At 70.7% G+C, this 14174-nt stretch carries 15 protein-coding genes; 5 read left to right on the top strand and 10 right to left on the bottom strand.

Translation table 11 applies throughout. The features are described from left to right. The first annotated feature begins 3 nt into the window (after positions 1-3). Positions 4-378: an RNA polymerase-binding protein RbpA gene (locus M2157_RS39510; protein WP_003977404.1), complete on the top strand. Its 375-nt coding sequence runs from the start codon at positions 4-6 to the stop codon at positions 376-378. A 94-nt stretch (positions 379-472) separates the two neighbouring features. On the opposite strand, the gene fxsA is transcribed toward M2157_RS39510, so the two are convergent. From fxsA to M2157_RS39490, 4 genes are all read right to left on the bottom strand, one after another. Further along, positions 473-1039, bottom strand: a complete 567-nt coding sequence (gene fxsA / locus M2157_RS39505; RefSeq protein ID WP_280867565.1) for an FxsA family membrane protein — start codon at positions 1037-1039, stop codon at positions 473-475. Between the two features lie 72 nt (positions 1040-1111). After that, a complete protein-coding gene (locus M2157_RS39500) occupies positions 1112-1906 on the bottom strand; it encodes a polyprenol monophosphomannose synthase (protein WP_280856356.1) in 795 nt (264 codons plus the stop codon). A gap of 551 nt (positions 1907-2457) precedes the next feature. Then, positions 2458-4053 (bottom strand): amidohydrolase, encoded by a 1596-nt coding sequence (locus tag M2157_RS39495; protein WP_280867564.1) that lies wholly within the window; start codon positions 4051-4053, stop codon positions 2458-2460. Positions 4054-4115: 62 nt separating this feature from the next. Further along, positions 4116-4556 (bottom strand): Lrp/AsnC family transcriptional regulator, encoded by a 441-nt coding sequence (locus M2157_RS39490; RefSeq protein WP_150943808.1) that lies wholly within the window; start codon positions 4554-4556, stop codon positions 4116-4118. A gap of 268 nt (positions 4557-4824) precedes the next feature. On the opposite strand from M2157_RS39490, the gene M2157_RS39485 reads away from it, so the two are divergent. Beyond that, complete coding sequence (locus tag M2157_RS39485; protein ID WP_280867563.1) at positions 4825-5259, top strand: hypothetical protein; 435 nt, start codon at positions 4825-4827, stop codon at positions 5257-5259. A gap of 10 nt (positions 5260-5269) precedes the next feature. On the opposite strand, the gene M2157_RS39480 is transcribed toward M2157_RS39485, so the two are convergent. Together M2157_RS39480 and M2157_RS39475 are read right to left on the bottom strand one after the other, a co-directional pair. Continuing rightward, positions 5270-6364 (bottom strand): phosphotransferase family protein, encoded by a 1095-nt coding sequence (locus M2157_RS39480; protein ID WP_280867562.1) that lies wholly within the window; start codon positions 6362-6364, stop codon positions 5270-5272. 30 nt (positions 6365-6394) lie between these two features. Further along, on the bottom strand, positions 6395-7507 hold the full coding sequence (locus tag M2157_RS39475) for a hypothetical protein (protein ID WP_280867561.1): 1113 nt from the start codon (positions 7505-7507) through the stop codon (positions 6395-6397). Between the two features lie 138 nt (positions 7508-7645). Here M2157_RS39475 and M2157_RS39470 point away from each other — a divergent pair, with 138 nt between their 5' ends. After that, positions 7646-7882, top strand: a complete 237-nt coding sequence (locus tag M2157_RS39470; RefSeq protein WP_280856361.1) for a hypothetical protein — start codon at positions 7646-7648, stop codon at positions 7880-7882. Here M2157_RS39470 and M2157_RS39465 read toward each other — a convergent pair. Next, complete coding sequence (locus tag M2157_RS39465; RefSeq protein WP_280856362.1) at positions 7845-9017, bottom strand: acyl-CoA dehydrogenase; 1173 nt, start codon at positions 9015-9017, stop codon at positions 7845-7847. The two genes, M2157_RS39470 and M2157_RS39465, sit on opposite strands and share 38 nt — an antisense overlap. A 341-nt stretch (positions 9018-9358) precedes the next feature. Between M2157_RS39465 and M2157_RS39460 the strand changes: the two genes are divergently transcribed. Further along, positions 9359-10591 carry a glycoside hydrolase family 18 protein gene (locus M2157_RS39460; protein WP_280867560.1) on the top strand — a complete coding sequence of 411 codons (1233 nt, stop codon included), beginning with the start codon at positions 9359-9361 and terminating at the stop codon, positions 10589-10591. A gap of 63 nt (positions 10592-10654) precedes the next feature. On the opposite strand, the gene M2157_RS39455 is transcribed toward M2157_RS39460, so the two are convergent. The 3 genes from M2157_RS39455 to M2157_RS39445 all read right to left on the bottom strand — a co-directional run bounded on the left by M2157_RS39455 (position 10655) and on the right by M2157_RS39445 (position 13022). After that, complete coding sequence (locus M2157_RS39455) at positions 10655-11314, bottom strand: TetR/AcrR family transcriptional regulator (protein WP_079162921.1); 660 nt, start codon at positions 11312-11314, stop codon at positions 10655-10657. A gap of 65 nt (positions 11315-11379) precedes the next feature. Beyond that, a complete protein-coding gene (locus M2157_RS39450; protein WP_107104954.1) occupies positions 11380-11520 on the bottom strand; it encodes an SCO1431 family membrane protein in 141 nt (46 codons plus the stop codon). Positions 11521-11660: 140 nt separating this feature from the next. Continuing rightward, complete coding sequence (locus tag M2157_RS39445; RefSeq protein WP_280867559.1) at positions 11661-13022, bottom strand: peptidase C39 family protein; 1362 nt, start codon at positions 13020-13022, stop codon at positions 11661-11663. Positions 13023-13292: 270 nt separating this feature from the next. Between M2157_RS39445 and M2157_RS39440 the strand changes: the two genes are divergently transcribed. Then, positions 13293-13913 (top strand): hypothetical protein, encoded by a 621-nt coding sequence (locus tag M2157_RS39440; RefSeq protein ID WP_280868336.1) that lies wholly within the window; start codon positions 13293-13295, stop codon positions 13911-13913. Positions 13914-14174: the final 261 nt, after the last annotated feature.

The following is a 14174-nucleotide window of genomic DNA, read 5'->3' as shown; positions in this document are numbered from 1 at the left end:
TTCATGAGTGAGCGAGCTCTTCGCGGCACGCGCCTCGTGGTGACCAGCTACGAGACGGACCGCGGCATCGACCTGGCCCCGCGCCAGGCCGTGGAGTACGCATGCGAGAAGGGCCATCGGTTTGAGATGCCCTTCTCGGTCGAGGCGGAGATCCCGCCGGAGTGGGAGTGCAAGGTCTGCGGGGCCCAGGCACTCCTCGTGGACGGCGACGGCCCTGAAGAGAAGAAGGCCAAGCCCGCGCGTACGCACTGGGACATGCTGATGGAACGACGCACACGAGAGGAACTCGAAGAGGTCCTCGAGGAGCGTCTGGCGGTTCTGCGTTCCGGCGCGATGAACATCGCTGTTCATCCCCGGGACAGCCGCAAGTCGGCCTGAGCGGGAACACAGCGCATACAAGTAACCGCGGGCGCGGTACGTGATTCACGTACCGCGCCCGCGGTTTGTGCTGCCCTCGGCTGCCCGCGACCGCTCAGCGCGTGAGCGGCGGTCGTGGCTCCTGCGGGGTGTCGTCGCCCGGCTCCTCCCGGACGATGACCTCGCCCTGGACCACCTTGCCGTCCGGGCGCTGCATACGGGCCTGCTGGAAGGCACCACCCAGAGTGCCCGGACCGGCCTCGCGCAGCTTGCGGTCGAAGGTGCGCTCGGCGTACCGGCCGATGGCCTTCTGGACCGGCGGGATCAGCAGGAGCAGGCCCACGGCGTCGGAGATCAGGCCGGGGATCATCAGGAGCAGGCCGCCCAGCATCATCAGGCCGTTGCCACTGCTGCCGGAGCTCGAGGGGGCCCCGCCCCGCTGGAGCGCCTCGTTCAGGTTCTGGAAGGCGCGGCGGCCGGCCCGCTTGATCACCACCGAGCCGACCACGAAGCCCGCGACCAGCAGCAGGAACACCGCGAATCCGCTCGCCGCGCCCGCGACCACGGTCAGCAGCCAGATCTCCAGCACCAGCCAGGCGGCGAGGCCCAGCGGCAGGAAGGTGCGCATTCGGGAGCGGCGGGGCCGGGCGGGGTACGTGGGAGTCGGAGCGCCTGTCGTCATACGTCCAGTGTGCCTGGGTGCGGCTCAGCACGGGATAAGGGGACGATCAGCCGCGGCTGTGAGGCCGTGGCACTACGGCTGTGCGCGCTTTCCCCGCGCCGTGATCCGGCCGACCCGCTCCCCCACACCCCAGGTGGTGACCCGCCACAGGGCCTCCACGAGGATGTCGCGGCTCATCTTGGAGTCGCCGAGTTCGCGCTCCACGAAGGTGATCGGCACCTCGACGACGTGGTAACCGGCCCTGACCGCGCGGCGGGCGAGGTCGACCTGGAAGCAGTAGCCCTGGGAGGCGACGTCGTCGAGGCCGAGGCCCTCGAGGGTCTCGCGGCGGAAGGCGCGGTAGCCGCCGGTGATGTCACGGAGCGGAAGGTCGAGGGCCACGCGTGAGTAGAGGCTGCCGCCGCGGGAGATGAACTCGCGGGACTTGGGCCAGTTCACGACCCGGCCGCCGGGCACCCAGCGGGAGCCGAGGACCAGGTCGGCGTTCTTGAGGGCGGTCAGCAGGCGGGGCAGTTCCTCGGGCTGGTGGGAGCCGTCGGCGTCCATCTCGACCAGGACGCCGTAGCCGTGCTCCAGGCCCCAGTGGAAGCCCGCGAGATAGGCCGCGCCGAGGCCCTCCTTGCCCTTGCGGTGCAGCACCTGGACCTGGTCGTCCTCGACGGCCAGTTCGTCGGCGAGCTTGCCGGTGCCGTCAGGGCTGTTGTCGTCGGCCACGAGGACGTGCGCCTCCGGGACGGCCTTGCGCACCCGGCCGACGATGGCCTTGATGTTCTCCGCCTCGTTGAAGGTCGGAATGATCACCAACGCCGTGCCGAGCGGGCCGAATCGCCTCTCCTGGCCCGTGAGGGTCCCGTCGCCGTCGTTCACTGCTGCCCCTTCGAGTCATTCCGCAGGCGTCCACCATAGTGCGCACGGCCTGCGATGACGTGACAAGGCGTTCGTATGCTGGTGTCGTTTTCTCAAGAGTGGGGTAAGGCTAATAGTTTCGGCCATTATGGCGGGATCGCAGCCCTCGCTGCGGATGGGGGCCCGGCGCTCTTCGGGCCGACCTGGGGCCCGCTGGCTGCGGGTCGACCGAAAGCCGTTGTCTACTGAGCGCCCGGGCCCCACCCGGGTCACACCTCCCCGGCCGGACGGAACGTCCCCTCGCCGTGGCGCGAGCGCTGGGCCTGGCTCCCAGTGACGGTGTTCCGGTGCGGTACACCGTCCCTGACCCAGCGGCGCTGCGACGACTGGGCGGAGATTCCCCGGTCGGGCGTCCGGTGGTGGACCCGGCCGAACCTACCGGCCCCCTGCCGTCGGCTGTCAACAGTCGTTTGACCTGCAGGTCTGTCGCCAACGCCCTGGTCAGAGCGGAGGATGCGCAGGTCGCGCGACAGCGCTGCGGCGGGCGATCCGTACCGCGCCACCCCCGGAGATCACTCGCCCGGCCGTACGAAGACCGTCCGTCCGCCGACCACGGTCCGCAGGCAGACGGGGAGGTCACGGCCCGGCGTCAGGTCGGGCAGGCCGGGGGTGCCGGAGCGAGGGTCGGTGGACCAGCGGGAGACCCGGTCGTCGGGGGCCTGCACGACCAGTTCGTCGGTGCGCCACACGGCGTAGTCCGCGGGGGCACCGGGCACCAGGACCCCCGCGTCGTCCCGGCCGATCGCCCGCCAGCCGCCGCGGGTGTGCGCGGTGAAGGCGGCGCGTACGGAGACGCGGTGCTCGGGGGTGTGGTGGAAGGCGGCCGCGCGGAGGGTGCCCCACGGGTCGAGGGGGGTGACAGGGCTGTCGGAGCCGAAGGCGAGCGGGACACCGGCGCGCAGGAGGGCCGCGAAGGGGTTCAGACGGCTCGCCCGCTCCCGGCCCAGGCGTCGGGCGTACATGCCGTCCTCGCCGCCCCACAGGGCGTCGAAGGCGGGCTGGACGGAGGCGGTGAGACCGAGCTCGGCGAAGGCGGCGACGGCCTCGGGGGTGAGCATCTCGACGTGCTCGACGCGGTGCCGGGCGGCACGGACGCGGGCGAGGCCGAGCTTCTCCGCGACGGCGCGGACGCCCTCGACCACGGCGCCCACCGCCGCGTCGCCGATCGCGTGGAAGCCGGCCTGCAGGCCCGCCTCGGTGCAGGCGGTGACATGGTCGGCCACGGCGGCGGCGTCCAGGTAGGCGATTCCGGTGTGGTCGGCGTCGGTGTACGGCTCGTGCAGGCAGGCCGTGTGGGAACCGAGGGCGCCGTCGACGAAGAGGTCTCCGGCGGCGCCGAGCGCACCGAGCTGCCGTGCCTTGGCAACGCCTTCCTCGGCCCGCTCGGCCCAGTAGCCGACCACCCGCGGGCCCGGCTCCTGGCTCGCGAGCCGCAGCAGCCCGGTGAAGTCGTCCTCGGAGGAGATCTCGGGGCCTGCGCATTCGTGAAGCGTGCCGATGCCGAGGGAAGCGGCGTGGGCGAGGGCGGCGCGCTGCGCCGCGGTGCGCTGGGCGGGCGTGACGGAGCCGAGTGCCGTGGCGCGCACGGCGTGGTGGGCGTCGGCCGTGAGAGGGCCGTCCAGGAGCCCCAGGGACGTCATGTCGAGGAGTGCCGTCGTCACGACCGCCGAGTGGACGTCGATGCGGCTCAGATACAGCGGGCGGCCATCTGTCGCCTCGTCGAGCTCCGCGCGCGTGGGCGGGCGTCCGCCGGGCCAGCGGGCGGCGTCCCAGCCGTGACCGAGCAGGACGCGGTCGTTCGGGCGGGCGGCCGCGAAGTCCCGTACGAGCGTCAGGGCCGCGTCCAGGGACGCGGCGCCGGTGAGGTCGAGGCCGGTCAGGGCGAGGCCCGTGGCCGTGATGTGGACGTGGGCGTCGGTGAACGCGGGGGTGACCAGGGCGCCGTCCAGGTCGACGATCTCGTCGACGCCGTCCGCGAAGGCGTCCGCGGCCCCTTCCGAACCCACCCAGGCGACCTGCCCCCGCTCCACGACCATCGCTGTCGCGAACGGGTCGGCGGGGCTGTGGACCTCGCCACGGCGGAGGAGGACGGTCTTCGGTTCACTCATGGGGACAGTTTCGCAGGGGGCCGCGCGCCGTCGGAGTGCGGGTGGACGCGGTACACCTTCGTTCAGATGCGCGGCGGGCGCGCCTCGTACGGGGTCGACAGGACCACCGTCGTACGCGTCGAGACCCCCGCCAGGCTCCTCAGCCTCGCCAGCAGCTCCTCCAGTTCGTGCGGGGTCGCCACGCGAACCTTCAGGATGTAGTTCTCGTCGCCCGCCACGCTGTGGCACGCCTCGATCTCGGGGACGTCGGCGAGGCGGTCCGCGATGTCGTCGGGGGCGCTGGGGTCGAACGGTTTCACCGAGATGAAGGCGGTCATGGGCAGGCCCACCGCCTCTGGGTCGACCACCGCGGCGTACCCGCGGATGACACCACGCTGCTCCAGCCGCCGCACCCGCTGGTGCACGGCCGAGGTGGACAGGCCCGTGGCCTTGCCCAGGTCCGTGTAACTCATCCGCCCGTCCTTGACGAGCAGCTGCACGATTTGTCGGTCCAGCTCCTCCATGGCGCAAGAACCTACAGTGCGCCTGATCTCCTCCGATACCTGAGCGCCCCAGGTCATGCCCGGTTCGTGATGTGACCGAGGGGCGCCTGTGAGTCGCCTGAGGGACAAAACGACCGCCACGGGCATCTGCGAGCGGCATGTGACGAAGGCCACACCCACCGAACGGCCTCCGTGATGTTCTCGTGATTACCGCGATGACGGGACGGGAAGTGCTTGCTGTGGTCGAGGCCGCAGTGCCTTCACGGCCCAGTCCGAGGGGGAGAACCCAATGCAGAGTCTTCAGCGTCCTGGTCGCGCCGCGCCCAAGCGCCTCCAGGCGGTTGTCCAGTCCGAGCCGGAGGGCGTCGAACCCGACGCTCTCGACGACGACTTCGACGCGTACGACACCTTCGAGATGTACCGGGTGATCTGCCCGGACTGCGCGCAGCCCATCGCCCTGCTGGCGGACGAGGAGGTACTGCCCGAGCACGCGCTCTGCGCCTCGCCGTGGAACCCCTTCGGCCTCACGGTCTGCACCGGTACGGGCCGCAAGGCCTCCGAGGCCCGGTCGGCGGACGAGTCGGCGGAACCCCAGGAGCAGGACACCGCCCTCCTGTTGACGCTCCCTCAGGGACTCGACTGGCGGACCCAGCCGTTCTCGCACGTCGGCGGCCCGGCTTCGCGCCCCATGCGCGTGCCGGTGATGCGCCGTCAGGCCGCCTGAGCGCTCTCGCTCAGTCCCAGTAGCTGCCCTGCACCATGGCTCGCAGGCTGCCGTGGTGCAGGATCAGTGTGTCCGGGTCCGCGGGGAGGTCCACCTCACCGAAGAACACCTGGCGGTGGGCGATGCGCAGCATGACGATCGCGTGCCGCAGCGCGGCGTACAGCGTGAAGAAGTCCATGTCGCGCGGTGCGTGGCCGGTGAGTCGGGCATAGCGGGCCTCGACCTGGTCGCGGCGCAGGAAGCCGGGCAGTCCGCGCTGGCCGAAGGCGACCGTCAGGTCCTGGAAGAAGCGGTGCAGATAGACGGTCCAGCCGAGGTCGACCTCGCGCGGGGCCAGGGCCGCCATCTCCCAGTCCAGGACGGCGACGGGGTCGAAGCCGTCGTAGATCACGTTCCCGATGCGTGCGTCGCCCCAGGTGAGGACGGGCGGGCCCGGGTCGGGCGGCCAGAGCTGCTCCAGCCGGTCGAAGGCCTGCTCGATGAGAGGTGAGCGGGCGAGTCCGTCCACCACCCAGTCGTAGTACGCGCGTTGGGCGGTGACATGGCGGCGCAGTGCGTCGCCCTCGCCGGGCAGTTCCAGGAACGCCGCTTCGTGCACGGGGACTTGATCGTGGAGGCGTGCCAACAGCCCGACCGTGGCGGCCTCGAGGTGTTCGCGCTCGGTGTCGCTCGCGACGTGCAGCCAGTTGCCCTCGTAGGTGTAGGGCATGACATCCGGCGGTACGCGCCCCTGCACGCGCTCCATGACGAAGAACGGTGCCCCGAGCGGGCCCGGATCTTCCTCCAGCCACTGCACCTTCGGGACGGGAAGGTCAGAGAAGCGGGCCACCACTTCCATCGTGCGGTACTGGCGGACCATGTCGTAGACCGGGAAGACCGTGTACGCCGACGGATCCGCGGCGAGCCGCAACGCGCAGGAACGCAGGGGTGTTTCGGGGTGCTCGATGTCGAAGAGCAGGGTCTCGCTGGACAGGCCGTTCGAGGCGGGCACCGTCACGCCGACGGCCTTCGCGCCGGGCAGGCGGGTGCCGAGCCAGGCGGTGAGTCGGTGGGCGAGCTCCTGCGGATCGCGGGTGGTGGTGCGGGGACGGGGTGCCGTGGCCACGTCGTCAACTCCCTGGTGTCCGGGACTGCCTCACGGAGCCACCGAGTCGAAGCCGGTGAAGCCGCTCGGGTCGTGCCGTCCGAATGATCCGTGCTCGAAGATGCCGTGGCCGGTCCGGCCGTCCAGCCGGAAGCGGGCCGCGTGGTCGGTGACGCCGAACGCGGCCAGGGGGTGCGGCTCGGCGAGGTCGTAGGTGCGGCGGTCGGTCCAGTCGCGGCCCTGCCAGGTGCCGTGCTGCCAGTCCTCGGCAGGCGGGTAGCCGGCGCCGAGCGCGAGCGGTGAGGAGGTGAGGACCTCCACCTCCAGCTCCATGGGTTTGCGGATGTCACCGAGGTGGACCAGGGCGCGTTCCGGGTGGCGGGTGCCGGGGCGGTAGGTGATCTCGGGCTGGGGCCAGCCGAGTTGGCGGTCGCGGTGACCCGGGCGGACCAGGGTCGCGTCGTTGAGCGAGCGGTGGCCGTCGGCGTCCTCCTGGACGATCACCATGAGGAAGCGGTCCTCGAAGCGGACCGGACACCAGATCCAGTGAAAGCCCGCGGTCGGATGCTCCTCGGCGAACCGGCCGCCCTCCTCCCCCGGCACCGGCCGCACACCCCAGCTGCGGTCCCGGGTCCCGGTCCAGCCCCGCACGCGCAGCTCGCGCCCGCCCACCCGGATCCAGCCGTCGCAGTGACCGGCCTGCACGAAACGCCTTCCCTCCAGAGTGAGCCGGCCGCCCCGCCGCTGGAGGTGGTGCGGTTCCCAGAGCGCCGGGAAGTCGGCACTCCAGTTGATCTCGTACGACAGCCCGTCCGGGTCGTCGGGGGCCGCCTCGCAGCTCAACACGAAGTCGCGCAGTGGGCGTTCGACGAGGATGCGCAGCGGGCCGACGGCCAGGTCCGTCCGCGAGTCGTCCCGCAGGGCGTCCGAGGCGCGCACCGCGTGCAAGGCCTCGCCGAGGCGCAGGGTGGCGTAGGCGTCGATCACCCCGAGATTGGGGTACACACCGAGTCCGAGGATCAGCAGGGCGCGTCCGTCGTGGTCGAGGACGTGGAAGATGCAGCGGTCGTAGGCGTTGCGGTCCCCCGTCGCGACGTACTTCATGGACAGGGGTACCTGGTGCACGGGGTACTCGTCCAGCGGTACGGGGCGGTCGTCGGCCATGGCCAACCTCCCTGTCGGCAGTTGGCTGACGGTATGTCAGACCGCTGTGACTGGCCAGATGTCCGGCCGGACGTCCGCGAACTCACTCTCGATTGCGGGGAGGGGTGACCCTGCCACCGGCTTCCGCGTTGCCCCGGTATGACCCGTACGTATGCACCGGTCGCAGAATCGGTTCCGTCGGCTCCGTCCGCCTTCCGCCCGGCCCCGCCGCCGCCCCAGGACCCGCCCATCTACCGAGACCTGATCCGCGCCTGGGCCAAACGCGGCCGCACCCTTCCGGGACGCCACGACCCCGAGTGGGTCCGGCTCGCGGCGCCGCAGGTCAGAACGGGTCAGTTCAGCGGGTCTCCGGACCCGCTAGGTGACGGGCGATGACCATCCGCTGGATCTGGTTGGTGCCCTCGACGATCTGCAGGACCTTGGCCTCGCGCATGTACCGCTCGGCCGGGAAGTCCGCGGTGTAGCCATAGCCGCCGAGGACCTGGACGGCGTCGATGGTGACCTTCATCGCGGTGTCGGTGCAGTGCAGTTTGGCCATGGCGGCCTGTTTGGCGAAGGGCCGTCCGGCGTCGCGCAGCCGCGCCGCCGCGAGGTACAGCGCCCGGCCCGCCTCGATCTGGGTCGCCATGTCGGCGAGCATGAAGCGCAGACCCTGGAAGTCGGCGATCGGCCGCCCGAACTGCTGACGCCCGGTGGCATAGCCCACCGCCTCGTCGAGGGCCGCCTGAGCCACTCCGATCGCGCAGGCCGCGATGCCGAGCCGACCCGAGTCGAGGGCGGACAGCGCGATCGCGAAGCCCTGCCCCTCGTCGCCGATGCGCCGGCCGTCCGGGACGCGCACACCGTCGAAGTGGACCTGGGCGGTGGGCGAGCCCTTCATGCCCATCTTCTTCTCCGGCGCCGCGGCGCTCACGCCCTCCGCGTCGGCGGGCACCAGGAAGGCGGTGATCCCGCGCGGTCCTTCCTCGCCGGTGCGCGCCATGACGGTGTAGAAGTCGGCGACGCCGCCGTGCGTGATCCACGCCTTGGTGCCGGTGATCACCCAGTCCTCGCCGTCCCGGACCGCTCGGGTGCGCAGCGAGGCCGCGTCCGAACCGGACGAGGGCTCGGAGAGGCAGTAGGCGCCGAGCAGTCCGCCGCCGAGCATCGCGGGCAGGTGCTCGACCTGCTGCTCCTTGGTGCCGTAGGTGGCGAGCGCGTAGGAGGCGAGGGTGTGCACGCTGACACCGAGGCCGACGGTGAGGCGGGCGGCGGCGAGTTCTTCGAGGACCTGGAGGTAGACCTCGTACGGCTGGTCGGCGCCGCCGTGTTCGGAGTCGTAGGGCAGACCGAGCAGGCCGGCCCGGGAGAGCAGGGTGAAGACCTCGCGCGGGAAGTGCCCGGCGCCTTCCTCCTCGGCCGCCTTCGGGGCGATCTCGTGCTGCGCGATGTCGCGGACGAGCGAGATCAGATCCCGGGCCTCGTCCGTGGGCAGTTGCCGGTCCACCGGCTGCGGGGCGCGGTCGGGCATGGCGACGCTCTCCTCCCTGTAGGGCGCTGACGGACGCACGCCGTGGGGTGGGGCGGCTCCGCCGGTCTCACTGGACGCCGGTCGCTGCTCGCGTCTCCCGGGTCACGGAAGCTGCTGACCAGCGGCTGCGTCCTGTGAGTATGCCCGATCGGAGACACCCGGTCACTGGTTAACGACCGCTTACTTCAAGATAGCCCAGGGCGCCGACAGTCGGCGAGGAATCGGCCCCGAATTGGTCCGAACCATTGACGCGGTGGTCTAGTCCTCCTACTGTTCCGGCAACGCTTTCCGCGTTCATGCCAATCGGCTGGCGTTCCCCTCTCCCCCACGAGGAGACACCGATGCACTTTCCCCACCGCGCCCGTTTCCGGGCGCTGATCTCCGCCGCGTGTTGCGCGGTCCTCGGCGCGGGCCTGCTGGCGGGCGCGGGCAGCGCCACCGCCGCCGCGCCCCAGGCGAGCCCGAAGGCCGCCGGCTCCAAGGTCGTCGGGTACTTCACGGAATGGGGTACCTACGACCGGAAGTACTTCGTCAAGAACATCGAGACCTCCGGCTCGGCGGCGAAGCTGACCCACATCAACTACGCCTTCGGCAACGTCACCGCAGGCAAGTGCGCGATGGGCGACGCCTACGCGGCGACCGACCGGACGTACACCGCGGCCGAGTCCGTGGACGGCGTGGCCGACACCTGGGACCAGCCGCTGCGGGGCAACTTCAACCAGTTGCGCGAGCTGAAGAAGAAACACCCCGGCCTCAAGGTCCTCTGGTCGTTCGGCGGTTGGACCTGGTCGAGCGGCTTCGGCGAGGCCGCCCGCAACCCGGCCGCGTTCGCGCAGTCCTGCTACGACCTGGTCGAGAACTCCAAGTGGGCCGACGTCTTCGACGGCATCGACATCGACTGGGAGTACCCGAACGCCTGCGGCAACACCTGTGACACCAGCGGCAGGGAGGCGTTCAAGAACCTGATGGCGGCGCTGCGTTCGAAGTTCGGGAGCGGGGCGCTGGTCACCGCCGCGATCACTGCGGACGCCACGGCCGGCGGCAAGATAGACGCGGCGAACTACGCGGGCGCGGCACAGTACGTCAATTGGTACAACCCGATGACGTACGACTACTTCGGCGCCTGGGACGCGACCGGCCCGACGGCTCCGCACTCCCCGCTGAACTCCTACTCCGGCATCCCGCGGGCGGGTTACTACACCTCGGCCACCATCGCCAAGCTCAAGGGGCTCGGCATCCCGGCCTCGAAGCTGCTGCTCGGCATCGGCTTCTACGGCCGCGGGTGGACCGGCGTGACCCAGTCGGCGCCGGGCGGCACCGCGACGGGCCCGGCGGCCGGCACCTACGAACAGGGCATAGACGACTACAAGGTGCTGAAGTCCAAGTGCCCGGCGACGGGAACGGTGGCCGGCACTGCGTACGCCAAGTGCGGCAACAACTGGTGGAGTTACGACACCCCCGCGACCATCGCGACGAAGATGACGTACAAGAACCAGCAGGGCCTGGGCGGCACGTTCTTCTGGGAGCTGAGCGGGGACACCTCGGGCGGCGAGCTGATCCGGGCGATCAACTAGCCAAATCCGTGCAGGACTTGGGGCGGGGGACCACGAGCCTCCGCCCCAACCGGTCGTCGGACGTCAGCCGTCGCGGCGAGCCGGTGCCGGAGCCGGATGGGTCGGATCCATCTCCTCGATGGCGCGCATCGAGGCGCCGAGCGTCTTCACCAGGAGGTCGCGCATGGTGTCGCGGGAGAGCTGGGGCGGACCGTCGATCCAGTCGAGGGTGGCGCCCTCGACGCTGCACACCCAGGCGAGCAGGCCCATGCGGGCCAGCGGAGAGATGTCGGTACGGCCGTACGCCCCGTCGGCGATGGTCGCGACGATCGCGTCGCGCACCCCGTCCCGGATGGCGTGCACCTCGGTGTCGAAACCGACACCGCCGCTGACGACGGTGCGGTAGGCCGCCTGGTTGTGCTCGGCGTAGCGCAGATAGCTGTCCAGAGTGCGCTGGACGCGATCCACCTGCTCCATTTCGAGGCCGCTCGCCGCATAGGTGACCAGGTCGGCGACGGAGTCCTGGATGATCGCCAGGTAGTAGCCCCGCTTGGACTGGAAGTAGTAGTAGATCAGCCCCTTGGCGACATGCGCCTGGCGGGCGATGTCGTCCATGGAGAGCGCGTCGTAGGACGTGTCCGCGAACAACTTGCGCCCGATGGCGATGAGTTCGGCGCGGCGAGCGACCGAGCGCTCGGTGCCGCGGGCCCGCGGCCGGGCTTCACGCTGATCACTGATATTCAAATTTCGACCCTGGTCTCGGGCTGGCGGCGGGACATCCGCAGTATGTCAGTCAACTGCGGATCCGGTCACAGCAGACCGAGCTGCGTGACCAGCATCGCGATCACCGCGACGAGGGTCCAGCCCGCGACATGCTCGAGGATCTTCGGACCGTCGTCCTTGGGGCCGCCGGTACGGGCGCGGGCGGCTGTGGCTGAGTGTGCGGTCATGGCGTCTCGCTGATCTCGGATGTACTGGTCGGAATCCCCCGCCGATTCGTCCACCTTGCCATTTCCGGTCGCTTTTGCGGCCGAGAGCTTGGTCACAGCGAACGGCCCCCGACAGGTGCCGGGGGCCGTGCCGAGGCAGCTCAGCGCACACCCACCGCCGCGAGCGCCTTGCGCTGGCGCGCGGTCGGACGGGCCGGGAAGTACAGATAGCAGACGCCTCCGGTCCCGGAGACGACCTTGCCACTGGCGTTGTACCGCTTGGTGCGCAGCCAGATGTTCTCCCACTCGCGCCGCTTGTAGACGCGCCGCACCGCCGCGTCACTGGGCGAGGCCGGGTCGTTGGCGATCACATCGCCCTCGGCGGTGAAGCCGATCACGGTCATCAGATGGCCGGAGGTGCCGTAACCCGCCCCCGTGAGCTCCTCCTTGAGGAACGACTGGGACGTTATGGCCGGAATGCCGGCAGCGATCAGCGTCTCCAGGTCGGTGAGTGAGCCGAGCCGGGTCACCACGCCCTGCAGGTCCTTGAAGGTGGCCGCGTAGGCCGCGTTGAAGGGCCAGTTGCCGCAGCCCGCGTACTGGTAGTCGTAGGTGTACCGGGCCGCGTGGCAGACCTGCGGGTCCGCGTACGACGGGTCGACCCAGGCCAGTTGCTCCTCGCTGAGCCGGCCGCCCCAGTACTCGATGATCATCTGCGAGGAGGTGGGGCTGCACCAGGCCTCGCCGCCGTTGTCGTACTCCGGGTACTGACCCGCGTGGATCTCCTGCGAGTAGCGCGGGACGATCAGCTCACGGGCGAGACCGGGCGCGGAGGCCGGGACGGTGAAGCGGTCGGGGACGTCCGAGCCCATCGCGCCCAGCCGCCAGACGGTCGGCGTGGTCTTCGTGCCGGGCTTGCGGTACAGGGTCAGCCGCAGCCGGTACGACGACAGGCGCAGCCCCGTCGACGGGTCGTCGATGGCGAAGGTGTCCGTCCAGACCGTGCTCTTGTCGTCGGTCTGGTCGTCGACCGAGGTGCGCTTGATGTCCCCGTCGCCGGCCGCCCAGCGCCCCATCACGTACCAGGGGGTGGCCGTGCCGTCGGAGTACGTCCCCTCGAGCTCGATCTGGATCCAGCTGCCGGCCGGGGTGCGGGCGTTCCAGGAGGCGATCACCTCGGTCGAGGGCACGGCGAGCTCGTGGACCGGGGAGGTCCAGGTCGCGTACTCCCAGGTGGCGGTGGTCCCGGTGTGCGGGTCGGTGTACTCGGTGGTGCCCGCGGGGGCGCCGATCACGACGCCGGGGCGGCTGCCGGCGACGGCACGGGTGCCCTTCGCGGTGCCACTGCGCCAGTCGCTGTACGTGGTCCAGGCGTGGTTGTCGACCAGGCGGGCGGCAGTCTCGTCGGGCGCCGCGTCGGCCGCGCTGCCGGCGGCGGCCGCGGGGCCCGCGCTGCCGGCCACCGCGGCGGCGACCGCGACGGCCAGAACGGTTCTGCGGGACGGCTGTTCGGCTCTGCTCATGGGTGGGAAGACCCCCAGGGTGTCCGAGTCGGGGCGGGTCCAATGCACGGTTGTGCGCCAACTATGGATGAGGCGGCATGCTCCTGCCAGCACTTCGGCCCATGCCACGCCCACGAATATTGGTCTCGTCCACTGGCATGACCTGGGAACCTGTGGTTCCGCCGCCGGGGTCGCGCCGTCATTAGACTGGCCGCGCCCAGCCATCCGCCCCTTCGCCCGCGCCTTCGTCCGTCCCTTGGCCCGTCCCTTCGCCCGCCACCAGGAACCGTCATCCACGACCTCGCCTCCCGGCTCCGCCGACTGTCCCCGTCCTGCGGTCCGGTCCGCCTGATCGCCGTCGACGGGCACGCCGGCTCCGGAAAGACCACGTTCGCCGGACAGCTGGCCGACGCCCTCGGCGGTGCGCCGGTGCTCCGCCTCGACGACATCGCCAGTCACGACGAACTGTTCGACTGGACCGGACGGCTGATGAGCGAGGTGATCATGCCGCTCGGCCGCGGCGAGACCGCGCACTACGCCATCTACGACTGGCACGCCCGCCGCTTCGGACCGTCCCGCGCCCTGCCGCCCGCGCCGGTGATCCTCCTGGAAGGGGTCGGCGCGGGCCGGCGCGCGCTGCGGCCGTACCTGGCGCGGCTGCTGTGGATGGAGCTGCCCCGCGAGGAGTCCTGGGCACGCGGCCGCTCCCGGGACGGGGCGGAGCTGCGGGAGTTCTGGGAGGGATGGGTCGCGGCGGAACAACGGCATTTCGCCGAAGACCCCTCCCGGCCCTTCGCCGACCTCCTGGTACGGCAGCGCCAGAAGGGATATGCCATCACCAAAGGGCCTGCGGGGACCGTTGGACCGGACCGCGGGATCACACACGGTGACGACCCATCGGCGATGTGTTGAAGCCGTGAAGACCCCTTGGCAGGAACTTGCCTGAGTCGCCCAACTCCGCTTGACCGAGGGGCCGTACAGGTCTTACGTTCTGAATGTGCGGCCGTTCGAGGCCGCCCGCAGTCGCGAAGCCCCCGGTTGTTCCCCCGTGATCGGGGGCTTCGTTCTGCCCTCACACGGATTTCCGGACGCCGTGAGGCGCGATTCGCTCACCCTCGGTCACCATCCGCCGTGCGCCTCATCTGCTCCCACCTCGTCAAACGGCCTGTGCGG

Origin of the sequence: Streptomyces sp. SAI-127, assembly GCF_029894425.1 — a bacterium.
Classification (GTDB): domain Bacteria; phylum Actinomycetota; class Actinomycetes; order Streptomycetales; family Streptomycetaceae; genus Streptomyces.
This window is presented reverse-complemented; position numbering and strand designations above follow the sequence as displayed.